Source organism: Limnospira sp. PMC 289.06 (genome assembly GCF_032350395.1).
Taxonomy (GTDB): Bacteria; Cyanobacteriota; Cyanobacteriia; order Cyanobacteriales; family Microcoleaceae; genus Limnospira; species Limnospira platensis.
In genome coordinates this window covers 1-3,732 of sequence record NZ_JARPLC010000219.1, presented here as the reverse complement: position 1 = coordinate 3,732, position 3,732 = coordinate 1, and the positions used below count along the sequence as shown (strand labels likewise).

Below are 3,732 nucleotides of genomic sequence, written 5' to 3'. Positions count from 1 at the left end.
GCACCGGGCAGTTATTTCGGGTATTGCAACCCTATGCGCGTGCCTGAACGTTTCGCGCCGCTTTTCTAAGCATAGCCTTTAACTCCCCAATCTTTTTAGGCATCGTTTGCACAGCGTCGGCATTGCCGCTCGCCACCTTTAATAAATCATAAAATACACTTACAGCGAGAGAACCCGCCACCCCAGCGATCCTAGCGTCAAAATACAGATTTTGTGCTTTTCATTCACTCAGCGATCGCCCCCTCCACCAACTTCTCCTGAATCAGTGCTGTTAACCGTTCCAGTCATCGACTCATCATCACCCGCCAACTTCAACGCTTGGGCTTTCAGAGCTTCGCTCACATAAAACCCAACCGATTCTAAAGAGTCAATCACCCCCTTAACCGAATCAATCATTCCCCTGTTCTTCGCTATAATTAAAATTCCCATAGTTCCTGTGATTTTCACCGCCAAGCGTTGAGCCACTTTCCGAGCTTGCAGATCATCCACAATCAATCGACCCAGATTTTGACTCATGACAATAAGTCAACCTCTGCGGCTAAATCATCAGGAGAATAGGCAAAGACAGGCACATGATAATGTCCCAAAATCTCCATAAATGGTCGTTGGGAATAACCCGCCACCTTTGCCGCTTGTCCAATCGAAAGCCTGCCCACCTCATAAAGCTTGATTGCCAGTAGTAGTTTCACTTCATCTGGCGAAAATTCAAACGGTAGTTCGAGCTTTAGTTCTTGCATAAACATGGTTTCATCCTCTGTATATTAATTTAAAACATTCCCAGATCCGCTAAAATATCCGCCTCCTCTAAATCATCATAATCTGCCAGAATTTCTGAATGCGTCTTTCATTCTCGCTCCCAGTCATTGCGTAAATTCTCAATCCGTTTTGCCACTTCCAAAGGGTCAGCTACAGGACGGTTTGCCAATCGAGGTGATTGTAACAATGCCAGAATTTTGGCTCCGTTCCCTGCCCCATTGGTAGGTAGAGGGGCAAGCACCGTCACGATCGCCCTTGTCGCCACCTCAACTCGCAAAGGCTCCAAAGTGCGAATCGTTCCGTCTGGTTCAATAATGGCTTCTACTGCTTTTAACATGATTAACCCTCCACCAATAAACTAAATGCAAACATTCCCAAATATGCAACAATATCTACCTCCTCTAAATCATGAGCCATCCTAGCGTCAAAATACAGATTTTGTGCTTTTCATTCACTCAGAGATCGCCCCCTACACCAACTTCTGACAATATTTGAATAACCTGAAATTTTAGCCTCGGTAAATCATGAACAACAATTGACTAAACCAAATTCAAAGACAAGCGGAAATACTCATGAACAATAATATTTCTGAATGCCATAATTTGTACCCAAGGAACTTGTGGATACATATCAGTTAACTCATGCGGTAGATCATTGGCTGCTTCTCCAATAATTTGTCAATGATGAACAATCCAAACTTGAACTAATTCTTGATCCTCAAAAGCACTCCTCCCTTGGCTTACATATCGCTCGATCGCCTCAATAGCATCTAAAATATCCTGTAAGCGCTCCTCTGGTTTTCTCATAAAGCGATCGCCTCACTTAAAACTCGATCCTTAATGCGGGCTTTCAGCATATCCACCGTAGCCACATCCACCTTACGCTGGAGTAAATTCTCCAAATCGAGCAATAAACCCGCAGGAAACCAAGGGGTAATTTTTTCTAGGTCGTAGTCAATCAAGAAATCAATATCACTATCCTCATCAGCCTCACCTCGCGCCACAGAGCCAAAAATCCTTACATTCTTTGCTCCGTGTTTTTGAGCAATAGCGAGAATGTCCTCACGTTTTTGTCGTAGTAAATTAAGATTGGGTTTTTCTTTTAGGTCACTCATCATTCGCCCCTCCGCCAACTTCTGTAATTTCATTTAACGCCATCTCCAACTGCGCCACACTGGGCAAAACCGCCCGCAACTCCTGCGGTAACTCCTGCTGATACCGGGCAAGAAGGGGAGTAATCACCTTTGCGCCCCAGCCCTCCTGAGCCTGCCGTGCTAAAATTTCCCGCCCAATTTGCCAATACAACAAAACCAACTCTCGGTTAACCGCCAGATCCGCCCGCACCTGAGCCGCTCGCATCCGCTGCTTCAGGTCAGCGGGCAACGCGCCATAACCTTCTGGCATCCTCTCAAAAGTCATAGCCCAACCCTCGCAAATTCTCCCGAATCGCCGCCTCCAGCCGTGCCGACTCCTTAAACTGTTCCCCCAGCTTCCCCGTCAATTCCGCCATCCGCTCCTCAAAGGGCACGTCGTCTTCCTCAGCCGCCGCCGCCCCCACATACCGCCCCGGTGTCAGCACGTAGTTATGCCCCCGGATGTCGTCTAAACTGGCAGACTTACAGAACCCCGGCACATCCTCATAACGGCTCCCTTCTCGCCAGTGGTGGTAGGTATCCGCAATCTGCGCCACGTCCTCATCGCTAAACTCCCGCCGGGTTCTGTCCACCATGTAGCCCAACTTGCGGGCATCAATAAACAGGATCTCCCGCCGGCGGTCTCTTAACTTCTTATCCCGCGCGATGCCGTTTGACTTATCCTTTGCCAAAAACCACAGACAAGCCGGAATCTGGGTCGAATAAAACAACTGCCCCGGCAAGGCAATCATGCAGTCGATCGCATCCCCCTCAATCATAGCCTTGCGGATCTCCCCCTCGCCGCTCTGCTGCGACGACATCGACCCATTCGCCAACACCACCCCCGCAGTACCCGTCGGGGCGAGATGGTGCCAGATATGCTGCAACCAGGCATAGTTAGCATTGCCGGTAGGCGGAATGCCAAACCGCCAGCGGACATCTTCCCGCAGCCTGTCCCCGCCCCAATCGGAAATATTAAAGGGCGGATTCGCCAGAATGAAGTCAGCCCGCAAATCGGGCAGTTCGTTTTTGTGAAACGACCCCCTCGGAATTCCAGCGAATATCGGAATCAATCCCCCGCACCGCCAGGTTCATCTTGCACAGCCGCCAGGTGGTGTAGTTGCTCTCCTGCCCATAGATGGCAATATCGCCCCTCCGCCCGGCGTGGTCTTCCACAAACTTTTCCGACTGCACAAACATTCCCCCCGAACCGCAGCAAGGGTCATACACGCGCCCCTGGTAGGGTTGCAGCATCTCCAGCGTCGGGTAGCGTTAACTATAAACCCTTATCCTGACAGCGATAGCGGGTTATTACTCAACCCCTATATCCTATTGAATTACTCAGATATTACTCACAATCTAGTCCTAGCACAGGAAAATAATTCTGTCAATAGGTTGATTACTCAGTCAATAAGCACAACTTAATCAATCTGTCAAATGCCTACTATCTCCCCCTAACCAAACACCGATAGGGTACTTCCCTAGCGATACCCGTCAACAGCAAGCCTAGCGGTTCCTAGCGTCACTGTTGACTGTTATCGCAACGGTCAGTTCCCCTAATATGTCTGTTCCGGTTAGGGGGAGGGTATGGGTTCAATTTTGCAGGGTATTGCCTAAAGCTACCAGTGCTAATAATAGGACGGTAATGAGTGCGATCGCAGTGGGATTTATCTATGGCTCAAAGTCAACATGATAGCTGTAGGTAGCCGTAGGGGGAACCCACTAGGTTATCAATGTACAACGATACTCCTATCAATGTACAACGATATCAGGCTGCCTATCCGGTTATCTATGGGAGTCAGATTATTGGTGAAATATTGAGGAGCCTACTCGCTACCAACAAA

Annotated in this window: 9 protein-coding genes; all 9 read right to left on the bottom strand. The window is 48.8% G+C overall.

Annotated elements, in window-relative coordinates; translation table 11 throughout:
* Positions 1-228: 228 nt before the first annotated feature.
* Positions 229-516, bottom strand: coding sequence for a DUF3368 domain-containing protein (locus P5674_RS23565; protein WP_006616256.1), 288 nt, complete (start codon positions 514-516; stop codon positions 229-231).
* The gene (locus P5674_RS23560; RefSeq protein ID WP_006616257.1) at positions 513-743 is read right to left on the bottom strand and encodes a UPF0175 family protein; all 231 of its coding nucleotides are present in this window, start codon (positions 741-743) and stop codon (positions 513-515) included. Before P5674_RS23560 ends, P5674_RS23565 begins: the two co-directional genes overlap by 4 nt.
* Positions 744-844: 101 nt before the next feature.
* On the bottom strand, positions 845-1,093 hold the full coding sequence (locus tag P5674_RS23555) for a hypothetical protein (RefSeq protein WP_006616258.1): 249 nt from the start codon (positions 1,091-1,093) through the stop codon (positions 845-847).
* 202 nt (positions 1,094-1,295) lie between these two features.
* Positions 1,296-1,427: a HepT-like ribonuclease domain-containing protein gene (locus tag P5674_RS23550; protein WP_286146605.1), complete on the bottom strand. Its 132-nt coding sequence runs from the start codon at positions 1,425-1,427 to the stop codon at positions 1,296-1,298.
* 6 nt (positions 1,428-1,433) lie between these two features.
* Positions 1,434-1,562: a hypothetical protein gene (locus tag P5674_RS23545; protein ID WP_006616259.1), complete on the bottom strand. Its 129-nt coding sequence runs from the start codon at positions 1,560-1,562 to the stop codon at positions 1,434-1,436.
* Positions 1,559-1,870: a nucleotidyltransferase family protein gene (locus tag P5674_RS23540; RefSeq protein WP_006616260.1), complete on the bottom strand. Its 312-nt coding sequence runs from the start codon at positions 1,868-1,870 to the stop codon at positions 1,559-1,561. Before P5674_RS23540 ends, P5674_RS23545 begins: the two co-directional genes overlap by 4 nt.
* Complete coding sequence (locus P5674_RS23535) at positions 1,863-2,174, bottom strand: DUF1016 N-terminal domain-containing protein (RefSeq protein WP_006616261.1); 312 nt, start codon at positions 2,172-2,174, stop codon at positions 1,863-1,865. The genes P5674_RS23540 and P5674_RS23535 overlap by 8 nt, the downstream gene beginning before the upstream one ends.
* Positions 2,164-2,961, bottom strand: coding sequence for an N-6 DNA methylase (locus tag P5674_RS23530; RefSeq protein WP_237766183.1), 798 nt, complete (start codon positions 2,959-2,961; stop codon positions 2,164-2,166). The genes P5674_RS23535 and P5674_RS23530 overlap by 11 nt, the downstream gene beginning before the upstream one ends.
* Positions 2,891-3,088, bottom strand: a complete 198-nt coding sequence (locus P5674_RS23525; RefSeq protein ID WP_237766251.1) for an N-6 DNA methylase — start codon at positions 3,086-3,088, stop codon at positions 2,891-2,893. Before P5674_RS23525 ends, P5674_RS23530 begins: the two co-directional genes overlap by 71 nt.
* Positions 3,089-3,732: the final 644 nt, after the last annotated feature.

Coding starts and splice junctions, on each gene's coding strand:
- P5674_RS23565 (WP_006616256.1), bottom strand. CDS start 516: ATGAGTCAAAATCTGGGTCGATTGATTGTGGATGATCTGCAAGCTCGG.
- P5674_RS23560 (WP_006616257.1), bottom strand. CDS start 743: ATGTTTATGCAAGAACTAAAGCTCGAACTACCGTTTGAATTTTCGCCA.
- P5674_RS23555 (WP_006616258.1), bottom strand. CDS start 1,093: ATGTTAAAAGCAGTAGAAGCCATTATTGAACCAGACGGAACGATTCGC.
- P5674_RS23545 (WP_006616259.1), bottom strand. CDS start 1,562: ATGAGAAAACCAGAGGAGCGCTTACAGGATATTTTAGATGCTATTGAG.
- P5674_RS23540 (WP_006616260.1), bottom strand. CDS start 1,870: ATGAGTGACCTAAAAGAAAAACCCAATCTTAATTTACTACGACAAAAA.
- P5674_RS23535 (WP_006616261.1), bottom strand. CDS start 2,174: ATGACTTTTGAGAGGATGCCAGAAGGTTATGGCGCGTTGCCCGCTGAC.
- P5674_RS23525 (WP_237766251.1), bottom strand. CDS start 3,088: ATGTTTGTGCAGTCGGAAAAGTTTGTGGAAGACCACGCCGGGCGGAGG.